The following is a 1,137-nucleotide window of genomic DNA, read 5'->3' on the forward strand; positions in this document are numbered from 1 at the left end:
CGCGCAGCAGCCCGTCGCCCGCCAGGTCGGACACCTGCGGCAGCCTGATCAGGTCGGGCGGGTTGTCCGCGAGCAGGCGCGGCGCGTTCTGCGTCAGCACCGCGTACTGCTCCTCGCGCACGTCCCACGTGACGTTCGGGTGCTGCCGGGTGAACTCCTCGGTGAGGGCTCGGGCCAACGGGAAACCGGCCTCGAAGCGGGCGTGCAGCAGCACCGGTCCGGTGCCGCAGTCCGGTTCGGACACCGCGGTCGTCGACGCGCCCGTGACGGCCGGCCGGTCGGCGCCGGGTGCCGCGCAGCCGGCCAGGACCACCGACGCCAGGGCGGCGCCGGCGATCGCTCGCCATGGTCTTGTAGGGGGCAACATCGTCTCCCTCGGCCGAGCTAAATCGTGTTAGCCTCCCGGAGTTTCGGGTTGGTACGACCCGGTGTCAAGGACGCTGGTGTCCGATGAGGACGGAGGGCGGCGTTGGGGCGACGACGCATCACGCTGGCCGACGTGGCGAAGGCGACCGGTGTCTCGACCACCACCGTGTCCCTGGTGCTCGCCGGCCGCGGTCGGGACCTGCGCATCTCCGAAGAGGTGGAGCGCCGCGTGCGCTCGACCGCGCAGGAGCTGGGCTACCGGCGCAACACGCTGTCGGTCGGCCTGCGCACCGGGCGCTCCCGGACGATCGGGTTGGTGTCCGACACCGTGGCGTCCTCGCTGCTGGCCGGGGACATGATCAAGGGGGCCGTGGAGGCCGCCCACCAGCGCGGCTTCATGCTGTTCATCGGTGAGACCGGCGGTGATCCCGACGTCGAGCGCGCCCTGATCGAGGCGATGCACGACCGCCAGGTCGACGGCATCATCTTCGCGGCGATGTACACCCGGAAGGTCGTCGTGCCCGAGGGCTTGGCACAGGGCCCGGCGGTGCTGCTCAACGCCCTGCCCGCGGCGTACTCGCCGGTGCCGGCCGTGCTGCCGGACGAGGTGGAGGCCGGTCGGGCCGCCGCGCGGATCCTCGTCGACGCGGGCCACCGCGAGGGCGTGCACCTGGTGGGCGCCGGTCCCGGGCTGGAGGACGTGCCCCCGAACAGCATCGCGGCCCGGGAGCGGCTGATCGGCATGTGCCAGGTGTTCGACGCCGCGGGCGT

The 1,137-nt window shown here is 72.9% G+C and carries 2 protein-coding genes; one reads left to right on the top strand and one right to left on the bottom strand.

Annotated elements, in window-relative coordinates; genetic code table 11:
* A partial coding sequence (locus AB0G02_RS41600; protein ID WP_360806501.1) for a hypothetical protein occupies positions 1 to 313 on the bottom strand: 313 nt, incomplete at its 3' end.
* Between the two features lie 156 nt (positions 314 to 469).
* Between AB0G02_RS41600 and AB0G02_RS41605 the strand changes: the two genes are divergently transcribed.
* Positions 470 to 1,137: LacI family DNA-binding transcriptional regulator (locus tag AB0G02_RS41605; RefSeq protein WP_360806504.1), on the top strand; the 668-nt coding region annotated here is incomplete at its 3' end.

This window comes from Actinosynnema sp. NPDC023658 (genome assembly GCF_040639995.1).
Lineage (GTDB): Bacteria > Actinomycetota > Actinomycetes > Mycobacteriales > Pseudonocardiaceae > Actinosynnema.